At 70.3% G+C, this 18,946-nt stretch carries 20 protein-coding genes and 1 tRNA gene; 7 read left to right on the forward strand and 14 right to left on the reverse strand.

Annotated features, from left to right (window positions below):
• Positions 1-16: 16 nt before the first annotated feature.
• Positions 17-1,852 (reverse strand): phosphoenolpyruvate carboxykinase (GTP), encoded by a 1,836-nt coding sequence (locus AC1DVZ_RS10720; protein WP_477618180.1) that lies wholly within the window; start codon positions 1,850-1,852, stop codon positions 17-19.
• Positions 1,853-2,322: 470 nt separating this feature from the next.
• Between AC1DVZ_RS10720 and AC1DVZ_RS10725 the strand changes: the two genes are divergently transcribed.
• Positions 2,323-2,395: transfer RNA gene (locus AC1DVZ_RS10725), tRNA-Arg, on the forward strand.
• A gap of 163 nt (positions 2,396-2,558) precedes the next feature.
• Here AC1DVZ_RS10725 and AC1DVZ_RS10730 read toward each other — a convergent pair.
• Entirely contained in the window at positions 2,559-3,188 is a 630-nt protein-coding gene (locus AC1DVZ_RS10730) for a TetR/AcrR family transcriptional regulator (RefSeq protein WP_477618181.1), read from the reverse strand.
• Between the two features lie 92 nt (positions 3,189-3,280).
• On the opposite strand from AC1DVZ_RS10730, the gene AC1DVZ_RS10735 reads away from it, so the two are divergent.
• From AC1DVZ_RS10735 to AC1DVZ_RS10745, 3 genes are all read left to right on the forward strand, one after another.
• Positions 3,281-3,703 (forward strand): SgcJ/EcaC family oxidoreductase, encoded by a 423-nt coding sequence (locus tag AC1DVZ_RS10735; RefSeq protein WP_477618182.1) that lies wholly within the window; start codon positions 3,281-3,283, stop codon positions 3,701-3,703.
• A gap of 1 nt (position 3,704) precedes the next feature.
• Complete coding sequence (locus AC1DVZ_RS10740; RefSeq protein ID WP_477618183.1) at positions 3,705-4,406, forward strand: hypothetical protein; 702 nt, start codon at positions 3,705-3,707, stop codon at positions 4,404-4,406.
• Between the two features lie 113 nt (positions 4,407-4,519).
• The gene (locus AC1DVZ_RS10745; RefSeq protein WP_477618184.1) at positions 4,520-5,029 is read left to right on the forward strand and encodes a hypothetical protein; all 510 of its coding nucleotides are present in this window, start codon (positions 4,520-4,522) and stop codon (positions 5,027-5,029) included.
• A 62-nt stretch (positions 5,030-5,091) separates the two neighbouring features.
• On the opposite strand, the gene AC1DVZ_RS10750 is transcribed toward AC1DVZ_RS10745, so the two are convergent.
• Genes AC1DVZ_RS10750 through AC1DVZ_RS10765 form a run of 4 tightly spaced genes read right to left on the reverse strand, consistent with a single transcriptional unit; the run spans position 5,092 to position 7,828 of the window.
• Positions 5,092-5,277, reverse strand: a complete 186-nt coding sequence (locus AC1DVZ_RS10750; RefSeq protein WP_477618185.1) for a hypothetical protein — start codon at positions 5,275-5,277, stop codon at positions 5,092-5,094.
• 47 nt (positions 5,278-5,324) lie between these two features.
• Positions 5,325-6,329, reverse strand: coding sequence for a hypothetical protein (locus AC1DVZ_RS10755; protein WP_477618186.1), 1,005 nt, complete (start codon positions 6,327-6,329; stop codon positions 5,325-5,327).
• Between the two features lie 34 nt (positions 6,330-6,363).
• The gene (locus AC1DVZ_RS10760) at positions 6,364-6,819 is read right to left on the reverse strand and encodes a VOC family protein (protein WP_477618187.1); all 456 of its coding nucleotides are present in this window, start codon (positions 6,817-6,819) and stop codon (positions 6,364-6,366) included.
• Between the two features lie 25 nt (positions 6,820-6,844).
• A complete protein-coding gene (locus AC1DVZ_RS10765) occupies positions 6,845-7,828 on the reverse strand; it encodes a helix-turn-helix transcriptional regulator (protein ID WP_477618188.1) in 984 nt (327 codons plus the stop codon).
• A 100-nt stretch (positions 7,829-7,928) separates the two neighbouring features.
• Here AC1DVZ_RS10765 and AC1DVZ_RS10770 point away from each other — a divergent pair, with 100 nt between their 5' ends.
• Together AC1DVZ_RS10770 and AC1DVZ_RS10775 are read left to right on the forward strand one after the other, a co-directional pair.
• Positions 7,929-9,494, forward strand: a complete 1,566-nt coding sequence (locus AC1DVZ_RS10770) for an MFS transporter (protein ID WP_477618189.1) — start codon at positions 7,929-7,931, stop codon at positions 9,492-9,494.
• Between the two features lie 112 nt (positions 9,495-9,606).
• Positions 9,607-11,421 carry a hypothetical protein gene (locus AC1DVZ_RS10775; RefSeq protein ID WP_477618190.1) on the forward strand — a complete coding sequence of 605 codons (1,815 nt, stop codon included), beginning with the start codon at positions 9,607-9,609 and terminating at the stop codon, positions 11,419-11,421.
• Between the two features lie 18 nt (positions 11,422-11,439).
• On the opposite strand, the gene AC1DVZ_RS10780 is transcribed toward AC1DVZ_RS10775, so the two are convergent.
• Genes AC1DVZ_RS10780 through AC1DVZ_RS10805 form a run of 6 tightly spaced genes read right to left on the reverse strand, consistent with a single transcriptional unit; the run spans position 11,440 to position 16,104 of the window.
• Entirely contained in the window at positions 11,440-11,817 is a 378-nt protein-coding gene (locus AC1DVZ_RS10780) for a fluoride efflux transporter FluC (protein ID WP_477618191.1), read from the reverse strand.
• Positions 11,814-12,224: a fluoride efflux transporter FluC gene (locus tag AC1DVZ_RS10785; RefSeq protein WP_477618192.1), complete on the reverse strand. Its 411-nt coding sequence runs from the start codon at positions 12,222-12,224 to the stop codon at positions 11,814-11,816. Before AC1DVZ_RS10785 ends, AC1DVZ_RS10780 begins: the two co-directional genes overlap by 4 nt.
• Positions 12,224-13,453 carry a pyridoxal phosphate-dependent aminotransferase gene (locus AC1DVZ_RS10790; protein ID WP_477618193.1) on the reverse strand — a complete coding sequence of 410 codons (1,230 nt, stop codon included), beginning with the start codon at positions 13,451-13,453 and terminating at the stop codon, positions 12,224-12,226. Before AC1DVZ_RS10790 ends, AC1DVZ_RS10785 begins: the two co-directional genes overlap by 1 nt.
• A 4-nt stretch (positions 13,454-13,457) precedes the next feature.
• A complete protein-coding gene (locus AC1DVZ_RS10795; RefSeq protein ID WP_477618194.1) occupies positions 13,458-14,078 on the reverse strand; it encodes a hypothetical protein in 621 nt (206 codons plus the stop codon).
• A gap of 5 nt (positions 14,079-14,083) precedes the next feature.
• A complete protein-coding gene (locus AC1DVZ_RS10800) occupies positions 14,084-15,559 on the reverse strand; it encodes a DHA2 family efflux MFS transporter permease subunit (RefSeq protein WP_477618195.1) in 1,476 nt (491 codons plus the stop codon).
• On the reverse strand, positions 15,538-16,104 hold the full coding sequence (locus AC1DVZ_RS10805; protein WP_477618196.1) for a PadR family transcriptional regulator: 567 nt from the start codon (positions 16,102-16,104) through the stop codon (positions 15,538-15,540). The genes AC1DVZ_RS10800 and AC1DVZ_RS10805 overlap by 22 nt, the downstream gene beginning before the upstream one ends.
• Positions 16,105-16,336: 232 nt before the next feature.
• Here AC1DVZ_RS10805 and AC1DVZ_RS10810 point away from each other — a divergent pair, with 232 nt between their 5' ends.
• On the forward strand, positions 16,337-16,783 hold the full coding sequence (locus AC1DVZ_RS10810; RefSeq protein WP_477618197.1) for a MarR family winged helix-turn-helix transcriptional regulator: 447 nt from the start codon (positions 16,337-16,339) through the stop codon (positions 16,781-16,783).
• A gap of 42 nt (positions 16,784-16,825) precedes the next feature.
• On the opposite strand, the gene AC1DVZ_RS10815 is transcribed toward AC1DVZ_RS10810, so the two are convergent.
• Positions 16,826-18,220, reverse strand: coding sequence for a sensor histidine kinase (locus AC1DVZ_RS10815; RefSeq protein WP_477618198.1), 1,395 nt, complete (start codon positions 18,218-18,220; stop codon positions 16,826-16,828).
• On the reverse strand, positions 18,217-18,873 hold the full coding sequence (locus AC1DVZ_RS10820; RefSeq protein ID WP_477618199.1) for a response regulator transcription factor: 657 nt from the start codon (positions 18,871-18,873) through the stop codon (positions 18,217-18,219). Before AC1DVZ_RS10820 ends, AC1DVZ_RS10815 begins: the two co-directional genes overlap by 4 nt.
• Positions 18,874-18,946: the final 73 nt, after the last annotated feature.

Raw genomic sequence — 18,946 nt, forward strand, 5'->3', positions numbered from 1 at the left:
GTGCACTCTCGACTCGCTACTCGACGCCGAGGCGGGCCTTGAGGCCGTCGAGCTCGACCTGGAGTGCGGTGGGAAGGGTGTCGCCGAACTTGGCGAACCACTCCTCGATCTGCGGGATCTCGGCCTTCCACTCCTCGGGGTCGACCTTGAGTGCCGCAACGATGTCGGCGTCGCTCATGTCGAGGCCGTCGGTGTCGAGCGAGTCCGGGGTGGGCACGTGGCCGATCGGGGTCTCGACAGCGGCTGCCTTGCCCTCGATGCGCTCGATGGCCCACTTGAGGACGCGGCTGTTCTCGCCGAAGCCCGGCCAGAGGAAGCCACCCTCTTCGTCACGACGGAACCAGTTGACGTAGAAGATCTTCGGCAGCTTGGAGGCGTCGGCGTCCTTGCCGAGGTTGACCCAGTGCTGGAAGTAGTCACCGGCGTTGTAGCCGATGAACGGCAGCATCGCCATCGGGTCGCGGCGCACGACACCGACGGCACCGGTTGCGGCAGCGGTCGTCTCGGACGAGAGCGTGGCGCCCATGAAGGTGCCGTGGATCCAGTCGCGCGACTCGGTCACCAGCGGCACGGTCGTCTTGCGGCGGCCACCGAAGAAGATCGCCGAGATCGGCACGCCCTTGGGGTCGTAGTACTCGTCCGCGAGGATGTCGCACTGCTCGATCGGGGTGCAGTAGCGGCTGTTGGCGTGGCTGGACAGCTCGGCGGAGTCGGGCGTCCAGTCCTGGCCCTTCCAGCTGGTGGCGTGGGCCGGGGTGTTCTCCAGGCCCTCCCACCAGATGTCGTTCTCGTCGGTGAGCGCGACGTTGGTGAAGACGGAGTTGCCCTTGTTGATGGTCTTCATCGCGTTGGGGTTGGTGTGCTCGTTGGTGCCGGGGGCGACGCCGAAGAACCCGAACTCGGGGTTCACGGCGTACAGGCGGCCGTCCTCGCCGAAGCGCATCCAGGCGATGTCGTCGCCGAGGGTCTCGACCTTCCAGCCCGGGATGGTCGGGGCGAGCATCGCGAGGTTGGTCTTGCCGCAGGCGCTCGGGAAGGCCGCGGCGATGTAGTAGACCTGCTGCTCGGGCGAGATGAGCTTGAGGATGAGCATGTGCTCGGCCAGCCAGCCCTCGTCGCGGGCCATGACGCTCGCGATGCGCAGTGAGTAGCACTTCTTGCCCAGGAGGGCGTTGCCGCCGTAGCCGGAGCCGAACGACCAGATCATCCGCTCCTCGGGGAACTGGACGATGTACTTCTCGGGGTTGCAGGGCCACTTGACGTCCTGCTGGCCGGGCTCGAGCGGGGCGCCGACGGAGTGCAGGGCGGGGACGTACTTGGCGTTCTCACCGAGCTCCTCGATGCGGCGCAGCACGTTGACGCCGGTGCGGGCCATCACGCGCATGGAGACCACGACGTACTCGGAGTCGGTGATCTCGACGCCGAACATCGGGTTCTCGGCCTCGACGTGGCCCATGACGAACGGGATGACGTACATCGTGCGGCCCTTCATGCAGCCGGCGTAGAGCCCGCGCATGAGGTCCTTCATCTCGTTCGGGTCCATCCAGTTGTTGGTGGGCCCGGAGTCCTTCTCGTCCACGGAGCATATGTAGGTGCGGTCCTCGACCCGGGCGACGTCGGTCGGGTCGGAGGCGGCGTAGAAGCTGTTGGGCTTCTTCTCCTCGTTGAGGCGCACGAAGGTGCCGGCCTCGACGAGCTTCTCGGTCAGTCGGGTCCACTCGGCGTCGGAGCCGGTGACCCACTCGATGTGGTCAGGGGTGGTCAGCGCGGCCACCTCGTCGACCCATGCCTGCAGGCGGGCGTGCGTGGTGCCGCCTGCGCGCTGGTCAGTCTGCGTCGCCTCGGTCGTCATGTGATCGGCCGTCCCTTTCGCCCGGGTGTGTACCGCCCGGATCAATGAGGTGATGCGTCCACCGACACGGGTCCGACGACGCCGTGTCCACATGGTGAACGCTTCTGATCTGGTCACCGTACGCCCGGCTACGCGCCAGTAGATACCGCGAGGGTCGTAGATCGCTCGTGAAAAGCCTCACAACCGACGGGTAGGTCGTCGCCGCTTGCAGAGTTCTTGCAAGCGTTGCAAGAAACCCTCGAAATCCGTTGCGTTTCTTGCCTTTCGAGGCCGGGGCCCGGGCGGGCCCCGGGTGCGGTGGAAGCCGCCCTGGCCACCGTCCCGGTCACCCTCCCGACCACCTGCGCGAGGGTATGCCGCGTGCGCGCCCGGGGCGGGCGGCATACCGATTTCGTGGGGGTGGGGATTAGCCGGTAGTCTTGCCCGTCGTTGCTCTGGGAGATCCCACAAGGAACCTCAGGGCAGCATCTGCGCCCGTAGCTCAACGGATAGAGCATCTGACTACGGATCAGAAGGTTAGGGGTTCGAATCCCTTCGGGCGCACTCTGAGTTGAGACAGACGATGGGGCCCCCGCTCGCGGAAACGCGAMGGGGGCCTTACTCGTCCCCCGTCAGCCTTGGCGCCCGCCCCCTCCCGAGTCTTTGAGCGATTTGACGGGTCCAGGTGCGTCATTTCCCTCAAAGACTCGGCACGGGCCGTGTCGGACTAGGCGCGGACGGGCTTGAACAGGAGCTCGACGAGGGCGGCGTGCCACCACTGCTCGACCTGGTCGCCGGTCCAGCCGCGTTCCTCCGTCGCGATGACGAAGCTCTCCACCGAGACCACCATGGCGTAGATGTCGAGAGCGGCGGCGAGGTCGATCTCGCTGCGCCACAACGACTTGGGCCAGGAGCCGAAGAGCTTCGTGCGTTCGGTCTCGCCCCGAGCGCGACCCTCCTCGTAGGCCGCGCCGAGCTCGGGGTGCTGGCGACGTGCCTCGGCGAGGAGGCGCAGCACGTCGCCACCCAGCTCGAAGAGTCGGCGGTCGAAGGCCACGAACGCCCTCAGCTGCTCGACGGGGCGGCCCTCGTGTTCCTTCAGCTCGGCGACGACACGGCGGACGTCCGCGCTCTGCTCGGCGGCGTCGATGAGCGAGCTCGCGAGGCCGGCCTTGCTGCCGTACGCGTTGTAGACCGTCGCCTCGGACACCCCGGCCAGCTGCGCCACTGACCGGACGCTCGTCCCTGACCAGCCGCCCTCCAGGAACCGCTCGCGGGCCGCCGCGGCGATGAGCTCGCGAGTGCGCTCTGCCTGCTGCTCCCGGAGCTCGGATCGGTAGGTGCGAGAAGTCGTCACGACAACCACTGTACAGGTTCGCTGAGTTCCTCTATATTCACTGAGTGAGTCACTAATGATTCAATATCAACTCAGCGAAAGGAAGCACGACCATGAACGCACCCACCCTGACCACCGAGGCTCCCACCGACGCCGTGACGGTGGCGACCGAGGCGCTCGCCCGCCTCGAGTCCGCTTGGAACGCTGGGGACGGAGCGGCCTTCGGCGCCGGCTACGCCAGTGACGCCTCGTTCGTCACCATCCGCGGCGACCGCCTCGCGGGGTCCGATGCCATCGGTGCCGGCCACGCCGGGATCTTCGCGACCATCTATGCCGGCAGCGTCAACCGGATGGAGCTGGTCCGCGCCGAGTCGCTCGCCCCCGACGTCGTCCTGGCCATCTCGGCCAACACGCTCGACAGCCCGGCAGGTCCCCTCGCGGGCGTGCACCAGGCGATGTCGACCAGCGTCATCGTCCGGCAGGCCGACGGGGCGTGGCGCATCGTCTCCACCCACAACACCCTCGTGGTGGCCTGAGATGGGTACGCCAGCGATCGCGGCGAACCCCGCGACCGAGGCAACCTCGGCGAGCGTGGCTGGGGGGACCGAGGCGGACCAGCCGGCACCGGCCAGTCGCCGTCTCGTCGCGATCCTCTTCGCCACGGGCGGTCTGGGGATCGCACTGGGCGGTCAGCTCCACCCGCACGGCCACGGCGACACCATCGACGCACATCTGCTGTCGATGTTCGAGAGCCCGACGTGGACGCTGGCGCACTGGGTCCTGCTCGCCGGAAGCGCCCTCAGCGCCGCGGGTCTCGTCGTGGCATGGCGCCGCCACACCTTCGGCCGCTCCGTCCAACGCTGGCTTCTGGCTGCGTCGGTCGCCTGGGTCGTCGGCGCGGTCGAAGTCCTCCCGCACCTCCTGGCCGCCGGCGAGGCCCACGCGCTGGAGCACCACGAGGCCACGCCGGTGCTCGACCTCCACGAGCTGCTGCAGGTCGTCTCCGCGCCCTTGGTCGGGATCTCGGGCGCGGTGGTCGCCGTGCTCGTGGCCCGTGCGGCCCGCACCCTACCGGCCTGGGTCCTGGCAGTCGTCGCCGTCGTCGGCGGACTCGGGTATGCCGCGTCGGCGCCCCTTCTCGTCGCGACCGGCAACACGGCATACACAGTGCTGTTTCCGTTCCAGGCGGGGCTGGCGATCTGGTTGCTCGGGACCGGAGTCCGTCTTCTACGTCGCTGAGGCGACCTTCCAACGCAGACCCGCCCAGACCTGGGGCGGGTCTGCGTTGACTCGAGCTCCGTCGCCGGAGGCGACTGACTGACCGGCCGGCTGTGGGCTGTCACACTGCTGGCATGGTGCTTGACGGGGAGCCCGGAACGCGGACGCGGATGCGTCCCGTCGCAGGCCGAAAGTTCCGCGCGCGCTCGTTCTCGGGTGCGCTGGTGGTCCTGCTCCTGCTGGTCGCAGTCCTGTGGCTGAGATCGACCGATCCCGCCGAGCACGTTGCGATGCCACCGGCCGGGGCGAGTCCCGAACACGTTGTGCAGACCTACCTCCGGGCCATGAACGCGTGGGATGTCGAAACCCTCAACGCCCTGGTGGTGGGGGACCACCTCAGGCGGTCCAGGTTCGACAGCCGCTGGACCGTCAGCGGCATCAGTATCGACAGCGCGACGCCGGAGTCCGTCACCGGGTCCGCAGCCGAGGGGTGGGCCCAGGCCGTGCGAGTGCCCGTCACGTTCCGGACCACCCACGCTCCCGACGTATCCATCTCCGAGGGTGAGGAGATGCCCTGGGGCTACATCCTGGTCCGGCAGGACGACGCCCACCCGTGGCGGATCATCGAGCAGGGCATGGCCTGAGGGGCGCCACGCGCGGGCGGTGAGCCGCGTCGCGGCTGGTGCCGACCGGCATACCGAAGCCGTCAGCGTTGGCGACGCGCGCCGAGGGCGACGACGACCCCGATCAGGGCGACGAACGGACCGATGACCGCCCAGATGCCGACCCCGCTCATGCCGCTCCCGCCGAGGATGTCGAGGCCCTGCAGGGTCCAGACGATTCCGATGACGACGAGCACGACACCGATGACCAGCGAGACGCGACGGTTCACAGCGTGAGCCTACGTCGTGGCGGGCGTCGGATCAGTCGGGCGTCAGATCAGTCGGTCCGCGGTGTGGCGAGGTGGGCACGCAGCGCCACGTAGACCTTGCGCACGCCGATGGCGCGCTGCAGGTCGTCCTGGATCCTGGAGAAGAACTCGCGGCGGTAGTTCTGGTCGATGACGGCCTGGACCGTGAAGTAGAGGCCGGCGAACGCCGACAGGAAGACCGCCACGGAGAACAGCTCGTCGCTGATCAGGTGGAACGGGCCCGTGTAGTGGGGCTTCTCGCCTACCCAGGCCTCGATCACGCTGGGTCGGATCGCGATCGACCCGAACACCACGAAGAACCCGAACACGATCACCACCAGCGACAGCATCTGGATCGCCTGCGCGATGAAGAGCATCAGCATGAGGTTGCGGCGCTGGAGCTTGGGCAGCCGGATGCCCGCGACCTCCGTGGCGAGGTGCGGCTCGCTCAGGATCTCCCGCGCCGCCGACGCCACGGGGGTCCCCTGGCACGTGGACGCCAGTCGCTCACCCTCGACCTCGACGCCGACCCGCTCGATCTCACTCGCGAACGACGGGGCGAGGAACGCCACGGCGAGCAGCGCGAAGATGCCGACGCAGGTCCACAGCAGCGGCCGGGGCAGTGCCGAGGAGACCTGCCACACCTCGGTGTTGATGAACAGGAAGGTGATGAACAGCAGCAGGAACGGCAGCGCCCGCGTCGCGAGGGGTCCGATGAGCGAACGGTTCTCCCAGGCGTGGGCGAGCGCCCAGCGGCCGATCCGTCCGACGCGGAAGACCCGGACGGCCCGGCCGAGCGCGATGAGGGCCGCCACGAGCAGACCGGCAGCCACGGCCTCGCCGCCCGAGAGGTCGAGGTTGAGGGCGAGGACGGTGACGACCACGGCAGGGACGATGGCTGCCAGCGCCCACAGACCCACGATGCGAGGGGCCAGCGCCCGCTGGATCGTTTCGTGGCCGGACTCGACGAAGTAGGGCAGGCCGTGGTCCTCGAACCAGTTCTCGCACTTGGCGATGTCGTTGGTCGTCAGCACCGGGCCAGCCTCTCAGGTGGCCGCGCCCGTGCGGTCACACCACGCAGAACTCGTTGCCCTCGGGGTCGCGCAGCGTCGTGGCGTAGTAGTCGGCGCCCTCAGGCGCGTTGACGTAGGCCACCGTCGCGCCGAGGGCGACCAACCGCTCGACCTCCGCGTCCACGCTCGCCCGCCGCGCGGCATACGGCATCGCCTCTCGACCCGGGGTGTGCTTGACGTCGATGTGCAGCCGGTTCTTCACCGACTTGGGCTCGGGCACCTCCTGGAACCAGATGCGGGCTCGCACTCCCTCGGGGTCGACGATCGCCCCACTGCCGTTCTCGGCGCCCACGAGCTCTTCCTCGGGTATGCCGGCGGCACGCCAGTAGGCGAGCCACGAGTCCCAGCCGTCGGGGGCGGGTTCGGGGATGTAGCCGAGCGCCTCGCACCAGAAGGTCACGAGTCGGGAGGTGTCGGCGCAGTCGACGGTGAGGTGCCAGTTCGCGGTCATGGGGGCAGTGTCGCACCGGGGTCCGTCAGCCGCTCTGGCCTGCGCCGGCCGCCTGGGTGAAGCGCGACGACCACAGGCGCAGCACGTCTATCACCTCCGGAGTGGCTTCCTCGAGGGTGAACGGTGCGTCGACCACGCCCAGCCCGAACGCCGCCCACCCCGGGTGCACTGCGTCCATCTCCAGCCGGCAGGAGTTGGCGTCGATGGGGGTGACGCGCGCCCAGCGCCCGGTGCGCTTCTCCACCTCCTGTGCCGATGCCTGCACCGTGGCGCGGACGACAACGCGGGTTTCGTTGCGGGACAGTCCCTTGCGCACGTATGCCGCGGCGTCGCCTCCCGGGATCTCGCGGGCTCGGAACCGTGACCGGGTGCCGAACGGCTCGCTGAGACGATCGAGTCGGAACGAGCGCCAGTCCTGCCGGTCCAGGTCGTACCCCAGCAGGTACCAGCGCCGACCGACCGTGACCAGGCGGTGCGGTTCGACGTGGCGACGGACCTCCTCACCGGCCACCTGGCCGCCTCGCGCGCGGTAGGTGAACCGGATGCGCTCGGTGTCACGCGTGGCCTGGGCGACGGCAGCCAGGACCTCGGCGTGCACCGCTGGAGCCTCGGAGAAGGGCGAGTCGTCGGTGACCGCCCGCAGGGCCTCGGCTCGCCGACGAAGCTTGGGCGGCAGCACCTGCACAACCTTGGACAGGGCGCTGACCGACGCCTCCGACAACGCGCCGGACGTCAGCTGGGCCGCTCCGTTGAGCGCCACGACCATGGCAATCGCCTCGTCCTCGTCGACGGTCAACGGCGGCATGGTCGCCCCGGCTCCGAGCTGGTAGCCGCCCTCGACGCCCCGCACCGAGTCGACGGGGTAGCCGAGCTCGCGCAGCCGCTCGACGTCGCGACGCAGGGTGCGTTCGGACACCTCGAGCCGGTCGGCGAGCTCGGGCCCGGCCCAGAACCGGTGGGTCTGGAGCAGCGAGAGCAGTCGCAGGGTGCGGGAGCTGGTGTTGGCCATGGCCTCAGGATGCCCGAGATAGCGGTCAGAAAGTGGCCGGAAGCCTCCCTAGCGTCGGAGGTGACAGGAATCCGAGAGTCCATGACGTGAGGAGAAGGACATGACCACCACGCTCGAGGTCCCGCGCGAGGGTGAGCCCACGGCATACCCGCCGGTCGACAGCCACGAGGGCACGGCCGGCGAGGTCGCCACCCAGCCCGAGACGCAGGCGGTGGCGCGGGGCGCGCTGCCGCTGGGACGGGCGCGGACGATCGCGCTGCTCAGCCTGTTCCTCGCGTCCACGATGGAGCTGCTCGACACCACGATCGTCAACGTCGCGCTGCCGACCATCGAGTCCGGGCTCCAGGCGAGCGCGGCGCAGCTGCAGTGGATGGTGGCGGCCTATCCGCTGGCGTTCGCGGTCGGCCTCATCACCGGATCCCGGCTCGGGGACCTCTGGGGTCGCAAGCGCGTCTTCCTCGGTGGGCTCGTCGGCTTCACCCTCATGTCGGCGGCCTGCGGCTTCGCGCCGAACGCCGAGGCGCTGGTGGGCTTCCGGGCCCTGCAGGGGGTCGCGGCGGCCGCGATGATCCCGCAGGTGCTGTCGAGCCTGCAGGTGATGTACGCACCCCACGAGCGGGCCAAGGCGATGGGGCTGTTCACCGGGCTGGCCGGGCTGTCGGCCGTCCTCGGGCCGGTCATCGGCGCCCTCCTGACCGAGGCCGACCTCGGCGGTCTGGGCTGGCGCTCGATCTTCCTCGTCAACGTGCCGTTCGGCGTCCTGGCCATCGTGGCCGCGTTGCGGTGGGTGCCGGAATCCATTGCCACGCAACGCCCGCGCATCGACCTGCGTGGTGTGGGCGTGCTTGCCGTCGGTCTGCTCGCCGTGCTCTATCCCCTCACCATGGGACGCGAGCTGGGTTGGCCCGCCTGGGTGTATGCCGCGATGGCGGCTGGAGTGGTCGTGCTCGGCTTCTTCGCCCGGTCCCAGGTCCGGGCCGAGCGCTCGGGTCGCGAGCCGCTGGTGGCACTCAGCCTCTACCGGGGGCGTGGCTTCGCGGCCGGTTCGGCGATGAACTCGTTGCTGTTCATGGCGATGGCCTCGTACTTCCTGTGCCAGACGATCTACCTGCAGGCAGGCCTCGGCTGGTCGGTGCTCAAGGCAGGGCTCGCGGGAGTGCCGTTCGCGCTGACGACAACGGTCTTCGCCGGCGTCGGGGTGGCTGTGCTCGCACCGAAGATCGGTCGGCGGGTGCTGCAGATCGGGGCGCTGACCTGGGCGGCCGGGGCTGTCATCCTCGCCGTCACGGTGCACGGGGCAGACGCCTCGACCTCGGTCTGGACGTTCCTCCCGGGCTTCGTGGTGGCGGGCGCTGGGTTCGGGCTGATGGTCTCGCCGATCGGTGTCTTCACGCTCGCGGACGTGCCGGTCGACAAGGCAGGGTCGGCGTCCGGGCTGTTCAGCACGACTGGCCAGCTCTCGGGTGCCGCCGGGGTCGCGGTGCTGGGCTCGCTGTTCTTCTCCGTCGTCGACGCCCACGGGTCTGCGTTGCAGGCGGACGCGTTGGTGCCGGTCGAGATGTTCCGGCCAGCCATGGAGGTCGCGCTCGCGGTCCTGGTCGGGCTCATGCTGGTCGCGGCGGTCGTCGCGCGGCAGCTGCCCGCCATGCGCCCCGGTTCGATGTGAACGCGCCCGCGAAACCCCGGCGTGTTCACATCGAACCCAGGAGTCGGCCCACCCGGGGTCGTGAATCGAAATCCGAGGGCAGCGACTGATCCAGCGCCCTAGGCTGCCGGCCGTGCACAGCATTTCGGTTCCCCCTGCCTGGTCGGCAGAGAGGGCTCGGGCATGGGCCCGCGCGACCTCCCCCTGGGTGCTTCCGTTCGTCGTGCTCGCGGGGGCGGTCGTGGGGTGCGTCTTCGGCATCATCGGCGAGGGCACCGCTCCCTGCGACCCCGCCCACCCGGCGGCCTGTGGCCCGGACATGGGCTTCTCCGTGGCTCTCGTCCTGCTGGCCGGAAGTGTGGTCCTACAGTGGAGCCATCCACTGCTTGCCTGTGGCCTCGGGGTCGCCTTCGCGGTGCTCGACATCAGGTACGACACGCCTGTGGCTGCCCGCGCCTTCTCGGCCTTTCTCGTGGTGTGCCTCGGGGTGGCGGCCTGGGTCTCGGTCAGCCGGCGCCGGCAGCTCAACCTCGTCCGCGATGCAGGTGGATCACCGGGACGGTTCTCCCCCTCCGGGCTCGAGCAGCGCGAGGGTCGTTGGCGGTGGCTCGACGTCTTCGACCTGTTTCCCGTCGATGCCGAATCCCTCCGGGCACTGGTGGGCTACCGGTCGACCCGGCTGTTCTTCGCGCTGCTGTTCGTCGCGGCGGCGATCGGATCTGGCCTGGCCTACCAGCACGCGGTGGACGCCGAGCAGGACCACCTCAGCCGGGCCGTTCGGGTCGACGCCCGGGTCAGCGACGGCCCTGACGATGCCCAGACGTTCACCCCGTTGTCGTCCGTGGCAGGGGGGCCGAAGTCAGTGGAGCTGGTGCCGCTCGAGTGGTATCCGGACGGCAGCATCCAGCCCCTCCAGCTCGACCCCGCGGACCCCGACTGGGCGCGGCTGGTGGCCGAGCCGGACGACCAGACCTGGTGGGCCACCCTGTCAGGCCTCGCCGTCCTCATCGCGTTGGTGCTGGCCGGTCGTGAGCTGTCGGTGCGCCGCGCCAGCCTCTTCCTGTCGTCGAGCACGCACTCAGCGCTGAGCGCACGCGTGGCGCAGCTGCCCGACGGAGAGGTGCTCATCTTTCCGACAGACCGTGACGTCGTCGTGGCCTCCATGCGCACGCACCCACAGCCGATGGACACGCCCGACCCGTCGTGGGAGCCGCAGATCCGTGACGCGGTGGTCTACGGCGACCTCCGGCACCTCGGCTGGGTGGCCGTCCAGACCGACCAGGGCCTGGCCCTGCCCCAGTCGCCGCTGAAGGCGATGCGCAACCCTGCTCCCTTCGATCGGAGCTGGCAGGACGACCTCGACGGGGAGGATGTCGATCTCGACGCCGTGGGCGACGAGGTGAGGGTGGGGAGGGACGCCACCACGGGTCTCCTCCCCATCACCGACGGTCCACCACGGTGGCTGCGCATCGTCGGCGCGGCCATCGTCGTGGGTGTGGCCGTCGTCGGCCCGTATGCGGCGTGGAGCTGGACCGAGCGGTTCACCGACCTCTGGCCGGTCCTGGTGCTGGGAGGCGGGGCGCTGGAGCGAGGCGTCGCGTGGTGGGCCGGCGGCCTGCTCATCACGGCACAGGGTGCTCGCGTGGACAGCGGCTTCTTCCGCCGGGTGCTGCCGTTCGCAGCAGTCGACCGGGTGCGGCTGGACGGGGAGACAGTCGTCCTCGTGGCGGACCAGGATGCGCTGACGTTCGAGCCATGCCCCGACGTGTTCCCGCGGAGCGTTCGACTGGAGCGGGTGCGTGAGGTTGCCGAGGTGGTGCGGGGACTCGTCGACCAGGCCAGTGGTGGCGGCACGACCCCGACCCGACGATTGGGCCTGGGAGCGGTCGCGGTCGCCGTGTTCGTGGTGGGTGTGGTCGGTGCGGGAGCGGCCCGCCACCTGTTCTGAGCGCCGTACCCTCGCGGGTCAGGACGTGAGGACGTAGCCGAGCCAGAGGGCGGGCAGGCCGAGTCCGAGGGTGAGGGCGAGGTTGGCGACGAACGGCCGCCAGGCCCGCTCCTCGAAGAACACCCACGTCTCGAACGCCAGCGTGGAGAACGTCGTCAGCGCCCCGCAGAAGCCGATGCCCACCAACGGCATCAGCCACCCAGCAGGATGCGGGACCCCCGCCACGAGACCGAGGACGAACGAACCGACGACGTTCACGACCAGCGTCCCCAGGATGGTCCCGGCTCGGGTGTGCTCGCGCGCCCACCGGTCGACGACGAACCGCAGCGGCGCGCCGACAGCAGCCCCCACCACGACGAGCAGGACCGATGTCGCGCTCGCACCCGACCCCGTCACGCCCGCCTCCCGAACAGCCGCTCGCCAAGGCTGATGCCCAGGCCCACCGCCACCAGGCCCACGACCAACGACCCCACGAGGTATGCCGCGGCGACCAGTCCGTGCCCCGCCTGCGCCATCGCGTGGAGGTCCAGGGCGTAGGACGAGAAGGTGGTCCAGCCCCCGAGCAGGCCCACCCCGAGGAACGGCCGCAGCCACGGGTGAGGTGCACTCATCGAGAGCACCCACACCACCAGCACGCCCATCGCGAGCGACCCCGTGACGTTGACGAGGAAGGTCGACCAGGCAAACGCGCCGGACACGGGTGGCAGCGCCAGCCCCACGGCATACCGGCCGAGGGAGCCCACCACGCCGCCCGCGGCGACAGCCCCGAGCAGCCCAGCGTCACCCGCCCGGACGACGCGCATCAGTCGCGCTGGGTCTCCAGGAAGTCAGCGATCCGCCCGATCGCCTCGGTGAGGACCTCGACGTCGGGCAGCGTCACGAGGCGGAAGTGGTCGGGCTCGAACCAGTTGAAGCCGGTGCCGTGGGTGACCAGGATCTTCTTGCTGCGCAACAGGTCGATGACGAACGCCTGGTCGTCCTCGATGGCGTAGACCTCGGGATCCAGCCGCGGGAAGCAGTAGAGGGCGCCGTGGGGTTCGACGCACGAGACGCCCGGGATCTCGTTGAGCAGCCGCCAGGCCGTCTTGCTCTGCTCGTAGAACCGGCCGCCGGGGTGGATGTACTCCTCGATCGACTGGTAGCCGCCGAGCGCGGTCTGGATCGCGTGCTGGCCGGGGACGTTGGCGCACATGCGCATGTTGGCCAGCAGGGTCAGGCCCTCGAGGAAGTCGGCGGCAAGCTCCTTGGGCCCCGACACCATCACCCAGCCGGCGCGGTAGCCGCAGACCCGGTAGGCCTTGGACAGGCCGCTGAACGTCAGGCACAGCACGTCGTCGCCGGCGAAGGTCGCGGTGTGGTGGTGGACCGGCTGGTTGACCTCGTCGGCGAAGAGGATCTTCTCGTAGATCTCGTCGGACATCAGGACCAGGTTGTGGCGGCGGGCGATGTCGGCCATCCCGCGCACGATCGCGTCGCTGTAGACGGCGCCGGTCGGGTTGTTGGGGTTGATGACGACCAGGGCGTGGGTGTTCTCGGTGATCTTGGACTCGATGTCGGCGAGGTCCGGGTTCCAGCCGTTCGACTCGTCGCACCGGTAGTGGACCGGGGTGCCGCCGGCCAGCGTCACCGCGCCGGTCCACAGCGGGTAGTCGGGCGCCGGCACGAGGATCTCGTTGCCCTCGTCGACGAAGGCGGTGAGCACCATCGAGATGAGCTCGGAGACGCCGTTGCCGATGTAGACGTCGTCGACGTGCGTGTCGGTCAGGCCGCGGGACTGGTAGTAGTGCGCGACGGCGGTGCGGGCGGAGTAGATGCCGCGGGAGTCGCTGTAGCCCTGTGAGTTCGGCAGGTGGTGGACCATGTCCTGCAGGATCGCCTCGGGTGCCTCGAAGCCGAACGGCGCCGGGTTGCCGATGTTGAGCTTGAGGATCTTGTGTCCCTCGGCCTCGAGCCGCTGGGCCTCCTCGAGGATCGGCCCGCGGACGTCGTAGCGGACCTGGTGGAGCTTGCGGGACTGCGTGATTCGGCGCACGGGCTCAGTCTCCCAGCACTTCCACCGTGGTGACGACGGTGGTCACGCCCGGGCGAGTCGGCGTGGAGCTGAACCCGAACCGGCATGGCGGCTCGACCTCGGCCAGGTCGCCCAGGGCATCGCCACGCCAGTATCCGGACAGCGCCGTCACGCCGTGGAGGTCCGTGGCGCCGTACCACTCGCGGCGACCCTCCATCGCGACTCCTCGGGTGCGCACCCCACGCAGCGCGATCCGGGCCACGGGGTCGACCAGGCTCGCCCAGGCAGTGCTGGTCGCCACCGGAGGCGGCACCGCGCGCAACAGCCAGCCGAGCGGCATACGCCTCCCCACGGACAGGTATGCCGCGAGGTGGTCACCCGCGCGCACGTCCCAGCCCGCCTCGCTCACCGTCACCGACACCGGCGTCGGGCAGACCTCGTCGAACTCGTAGGTCTCCGTGACGAACTGGGCCACCGCCTCGCTCGGGGCGAGCAGCGTGCGGTGGCCCGCGGCGTCCTCGACCATCACGTCGGCGAACGGCCCGAGCGGCGACGCCAGCCAGCGACCCACGACGAAACGCACGCCGCTGGTCGAACCGACCCCCGCGATGGCGCCCCTGAAGCGCAGTCGCTGCCCGGACGCCACCGCGGTCAGGAGTGGGTCGGCTTGGTGAACGCCAGCGCCGCGACGAACCCGACGAGCAGCACGGCGGCCGGCAGCAGCAGGGCCTGCGACATCGCGCTGGCGAAGCCCTCGGCGATCTGCGGAGGCAGCTTCACGCCGGAGGTGCGCTGCGACATGTCCTGGGGCACGCCGGGCAGGTTGGCCGTCAGCCGTGCCTCGATGAGGGCGGCGATGGCCGCGCTGCCGAGGACCGCGCCGATCTGACGGGTCGTGTTGTAGATGCCGGATCCGGCGCCCGCCGAGGACATCGGCAGGTTGCGCGTGGCGGTGGCGGCCAGGGGTGCCCACATGAACGCGTTGGCGACACCCATCAGCGCCATGGGCACGAGCAGCAGCCACGTCGGGCTGTCCGTGGTCGTCACCCGGCTGAGCACGAACAGCGCGACCGAGCACAGCGCCAGCCCGAACGCCGTGATGGTCCGCGGGTGCATGCGGTCGATGAGCCGGCCCACGACCGGGGACAGGGCGCCGGCCAGGATCGCCATCGGCACGAGCAGCAGGGCCGACTTGGTCGGGGTCAGGCCGCGGACGACCTGGGCGTAGAGCATGAACGGGAAGGCCATCGCCGTGATGGCGAAGCCGACCGAGGTGATGGCGATGTTGGACAGCGAGAAGTTGCGGTCGCGGAACAGGCCGAGGGGGACCAGGGGTTCGGTGCGGATCCGGCTCTGCCAGTAGACGAACAGGCCGAAGATCACGATGCCCGCGGCGATGAGCAGCGGCACGGAGATGATCCCGGTGATGGTGCCCCAGTCGTAGGTCTCGCCCTCCTGGATCCCGAAGACGATGAGGAACATGCCGATGGCGGAGAGGGCCACGCCGATCCAGTCGAACGAGTGGCTGTGCGTCTGCAGCGTGGGCACCAGGCGGGCCGCGAGCACGAAGGCGGCGACGCCGACCGGGACGTTGATGAAGAAGATCCATTCCCAGCCAGGGCCGTCGACGAGCAGGCCGCCCACGAGTGGTCCGACGAGGATCGCGACGCCCGCGGTGGCTCCCCACAGGGACATCGCCTGGCCGCGGGAGGCAGCCGGGAAGGTGCGCGTGATGACCGCCATCGTCTGGGGCGTCATCAGCGAGGCACCGACCCCCTGGACGATGCGGGCGATGATCAGCATCTCGATCGACCCGGTGAGACCGCACCAGAGGGAGGCGAGGGTGAACAGGGCCAGCCCACTCAGGTAGACGTACTTCGGCCCGATGCGGTCGCCGAGCCGGCCCGTGATCAGCAACGGCACGGCATACGCGAGCAGGTAGGCAGAGGTGACCCAGATGACGGAGTTCACGTCGGCGTCGAGGCCCTTCATGATCGCCGGCGTCGCGACGGACACGATGGTCGAGTCGACCAGGATCATGAAGAACCCGATCACCATCGCCCACAGGGCCGGCCACGGGCGGTAGTCGGCGGGCAGGTCGGTGGTCAGGGTTGTGGGTGCGGCCATGACAGGTCGCCTTTCTCGAGTCGGGTGATGAAGCCGTTGATCCAGTCCTGCTGGGCGACGGTCATGTGGCGGATGTAGTCGGCGGTGACCCAGTACGCCTCGGCGACCTCACGCGCCCTGGCCTTGTCGACCAGGCAGTCGATGTCGGCGAGCTCGCCCTCGATGACCTTGAGGTGGTCGCGCAGGTCGGCGCAGACGGCACTGGCCGGCGCGTTGTGCGCCTCGGCCAGGGCAAGGGCGAAGCTGGGGAACTCGTTGACGGGCTCGCGCAGGATCTGCCGGATCCGCTCGACCAGCGACGTGCGGCCGAGCTGGGTGATGGCATAGGTCGTGCGTTCGGGGCGGTTGCCCGCGCGGGCGGTGCCGGTCGCCTCGGCCAGGCCGTCCTGGGTGAGGCGTTCGACGGTGCGGTAGAGCGACCCGGGGGTGACCCGGACGATGCGGTCCTCGTGGCGTTCGAGCAGCAGCTGGTACATCTCGTACGGGTGCATGGCGCGCTCGTTGAGCAGCGCCAGCGCCGAGATGGCCAGCGGAGAGAGGGGCATGGGGGTCCTGGTCACGTCTGGTGGTTCGAGATCTGGTTCGGGATCTCGTTCGGAATCGTTCCGCATGAAATATTCCACGCGGAATATAGACGCGTCCCCGCGCGACGGTCAACTCCCCGGCCGGTGCGGCCGACTCCCCGGCCGGTGCGGCCGACTCCCCGGCCGGTGCGGTCGACTCCCGGTCCAGCGCGGGCACCCCCCGGTCCAGCGCGTGCTGCCCTAGGCTCCCTGCATGGCTCCCACGTCGGACCTCGGCGAACTCGAGATCGAGCTCAGCAGGCTGCTGCGCCGGGCCCGCAGTGCGCAGCAGCGCACCGCCCTCGACGTGCACCCCGACCTCGACTCCGCCGGGTATGCCGTGCTGGTCGCCATCCGCGACCTGGCCGCCACCGGGGGTGGCGCCCGGGGTGGTGACATCTCCGACCTGCTCGGGCTGCACAAGTCGACGACCAGCCGGAACCTCACGACGCTGGAAGACCTCGGCCTGATCGAGCGGATCCCCGACCCGGCCGACGCCCGGGCCCGGCAGGTGCGCCTCACCACCGCCGGCGCCGAGGCGCTGGAACGCTCCGTGTCCGGTCGGCGCGAGCGGTTGCGCGCACGCCTGGCCGACTGGGAGGCGCAGGACGTCTCCGACCTCGCCCGGCTCCTGCGCCTGCTGAACGACACCGCTCCCTGAGCTGATTATCGTCGCCGGCCAGCCCGACGTCGGGTCCGCGAGTCAGGCGTCGGTTGAGTCGCCGGTTGAGTCGCCGGGGGCGACGTGGTCGAATGCGACGACGGCGCGCACCCCGGGGGCCGCGTCTTCGAGCCACACGCGAGCGCCATTGCGCCGCAACAGCTCTCGCGTGATGGCAAGACCGAGACCACTCCCGCCGCTGTCCCGGTCGCGAGCCTCGTCCAGCCGGGCGAACCGGTCGAAGACCCGCTCGCGGTCGGTTTCGGGTATGCCGTGCCCGTCGTCGGTCACGATGAGCCACACGGCGTTGCCGTGCCGCTCCCAGGACACGGTCACACGGGTGGCCGCGTGGCGTACGGCGTTGTCGACCAGGTTGCCGACGGCCCGCGTCAGGTCGTCAGGCCGCGCCCCGACCGTCGCATCCCCGGAACCGCCCGAGGTGTGGGCCCTGACCGGCACGCGTGCTGACGCGTAACGCCGCTCGGTGTCCGACACCACCTGGGCAACCGACAGCTCGCTCGCCTCGGCGAGGGAGCCGTCGGCGCCCGAGCGCGCCAGCACCAGCAGGTCCTCGACCAGCGCGGACAGACGGTCCACCTCCGGCAGCAGCTCGCTCGGCAGGCCACCGCCTTCGCCCACCCGGCTGGCCACCTCCAGCTGGGTGCGCATGCTCGCCAGCGGGCTGCGCAGCTCGTGGGCTGCGTCGGCGACGAAGCTGCGCTGCTGCGCACCGGCCGACGCGAGCCGGGCGAGCATGTCGTTGAGCGTGGTCGCGAGGGCGCTCACCTCGTCCCGGGTGTCGGGCACGGGGAGCCGCTCGGTCGGATCGGCGGCCGCGCCGATGCGCTGGGCGCCCTGGCGCAGGGACTCCACCGGACGAAGGGCCGATCCGATCACCCGCCAGGCCACGACGCCGAGCAGGGCGAGGAAGAGGGGGAGGAGCACCAGCATGAGAGTCCGCAGCACCCGACGGCTGTTGTCGAGGTCAGCCGTCGGCACCGCCGCCACGACGAGCACGCGGGCCGTGGCCGGGCCGGCCTCGACCCCGGCCACCTGGAGCTCGCCCGACAGGCCGGCCCGGGAGCCCGGCACCCGAAGCCCCGAGCCGCGGGCGACGAGCCGGCGCTCGGCCGGGTCCACGAGCGGGGTCAACCGGTCGGCCGTCACGGAGGCGCCGACGACGCGGTTCTGCGGGTCGAGCACCTGCACCAGCTGGGCACCGCTCGCGGGCACCGGCTCGGGCAGTCGTCCCTCGTCCACGAGGATCGCCACGTCGTGCGCACTGGCCCTGGCCTCCGCGGTGGTGGCCCGGTCCAGTGCCGCGCCCATCGCGGCATACAGGACGATCCCGCCCACGAGCAGTGCTCCCGCGACGCCGGCCAGGCCGACGACCATGAGCCGCGAACGCAGGCTGCGCCGACCGAACCAACCGGTCATGCGCGCAACCGGTACCCGACGCCACGCACCGTCTCGATGCGGTCGCGGCCGAGCTTGCGCCGCAGGTAGCCGATGTAGACCTCGACCACGTTGGGATCGACGGTGTCGGCGGATCCCCACACGTTGTCGAGCAGCGACTCCTTGGTGGCGACCGTCGGGTGCGCGCGCAGCAGGTGCTCGAGCACGCGGTACTCCGTCCGTGACAGGGCCACGACCTCACCGGCGAGCTCGACCCGGTGCGAGGCGGGGTCGAGCCGGAGTGCCCCGACCGCGAGCGTCGTGGCCCGCGGCACCGGGTCGCGCCGCACCAGGGCCCGCAGTCGCGCGAGCAGGACGACGAAGGAGAACGGCTTGGTGAGGTAGTCGTCGGCTCCGTAGTCGAGCCCGTCGGCCTGGTCGTACTCGCCGTCCTTGGCCGACAGGAGCATGACCGGCACCCAGTTCTCCTCGGCCCGCAGCGTCTGGACCACGGTGTAGCCGGACATCCGCGGCAGCATGATGTCGAGCAGCACCGCGTCGTACCCGCCGAAGCGGGCCGCCTCGAGACCACTGGGGCCGTCGGCCGCCGTGTCGACCACGAACCCTTCTGCCGCAAGGCCCTTCGCCAGGGCAGCAGCCATCCGGGGCTCGTCCTCCACCACCAGCACCCGCACCCCGCCACTGTGGCACGAGAGTCGCGCCCCAGCCCGCAAGCCCCAGCCCATGGTCCTTAGAAAGCTCACAGGT

It is taken from the genome of Pedococcus sp. P2_E5 (assembly GCF_056403895.1).

Coding starts and splice junctions, on each gene's coding strand:
- AC1DVZ_RS10720 (WP_477618180.1), bottom strand. CDS start 1,852: ATGACGACCGAGGCGACGCAGACTGACCAGCGCGCAGGCGGCACCACG.
- AC1DVZ_RS10735 (WP_477618182.1), top strand. CDS start 3,281: ATGAACGCACCCACCCTGACCACCGAGGCTCCCACCGACGCCGTGACG.
- AC1DVZ_RS10740 (WP_477618183.1), top strand. CDS start 3,705: ATGGGTACGCCAGCGATCGCGGCGAACCCCGCGACCGAGGCAACCTCG.
- AC1DVZ_RS10745 (WP_477618184.1), top strand. CDS start 4,520: ATGGTGCTTGACGGGGAGCCCGGAACGCGGACGCGGATGCGTCCCGTC.
- AC1DVZ_RS10760 (WP_477618187.1), bottom strand. CDS start 6,819: ATGACCGCGAACTGGCACCTCACCGTCGACTGCGCCGACACCTCCCGA.
- AC1DVZ_RS10765 (WP_477618188.1), bottom strand. CDS start 7,828: ATGGCCAACACCAGCTCCCGCACCCTGCGACTGCTCTCGCTGCTCCAG.
- AC1DVZ_RS10770 (WP_477618189.1), top strand. CDS start 7,929: ATGACCACCACGCTCGAGGTCCCGCGCGAGGGTGAGCCCACGGCATAC.
- AC1DVZ_RS10785 (WP_477618192.1), bottom strand. CDS start 12,224: ATGCGCGTCGTCCGGGCGGGTGACGCTGGGCTGCTCGGGGCTGTCGCC.
- AC1DVZ_RS10800 (WP_477618195.1), bottom strand. CDS start 15,559: ATGGCCGCACCCACAACCCTGACCACCGACCTGCCCGCCGACTACCGC.
- AC1DVZ_RS10805 (WP_477618196.1), bottom strand. CDS start 16,104: ATGCCCCTCTCTCCGCTGGCCATCTCGGCGCTGGCGCTGCTCAACGAG.
- AC1DVZ_RS10810 (WP_477618197.1), top strand. CDS start 16,337: ATGGCTCCCACGTCGGACCTCGGCGAACTCGAGATCGAGCTCAGCAGG.
- AC1DVZ_RS10815 (WP_477618198.1), bottom strand. CDS start 18,220: ATGACCGGTTGGTTCGGTCGGCGCAGCCTGCGTTCGCGGCTCATGGTC.